Source organism: Anaerostipes stercorihominis (genome assembly GCF_057535655.1).
In genome coordinates this window covers 1-430 of record NZ_BAAJCL010000041.1, presented here as the reverse complement: position 1 = coordinate 430, position 430 = coordinate 1, and the positions used below count along the sequence as shown (strand labels likewise).

The following is a 430-nucleotide window of genomic DNA, read 5'->3' as shown; positions in this document are numbered from 1 at the left end:
GCGCTTAAGGATGCGGTCAGCCATACAAAGACTACAAGCGGATGTATCCTGCATTCCGACAGAGGAAGCCAGTACTGTTCACAGGAATACCAGAAGCTTGCAAAAGAGCATGGTTTTATCAGCAGCATGAGCCGCAAAGGGAACTGCTGGGACAATGCGCCGATAGAGAGCTTCTGGGGAAAGCTGAAGCAGGAGTGGCTGAATAGCCGGCATTTCCGAACCAGGGAAGAGGCGAAATCAGCAGTATTTGAATATATATGGATATTTTATAACCGCAAACGGATCCATGAAGCAAACGGTTATCTGACACCAGAGGAGTACTATCAGAAACATGAGACGGATTTGCAGACAGCATAGCAGTTTTGGAACCAATACCCACACGGGCACAGCAGGGACCGAAAAGAGTTACCTGCCAGCCTGAGCGGATAAA

The 430-nt window shown here is 48.6% G+C and carries 1 protein-coding gene; it reads left to right on the top strand.

What is annotated here, in order from left to right; translation table 11 throughout:
• A partial coding sequence (locus AC27EF_RS13625; protein ID WP_487111303.1) for an IS3 family transposase occupies window positions 1–357 on the top strand: 357 nt, incomplete at its 5' end.
• Window positions 358–430 lie beyond the last annotated feature (73 nt).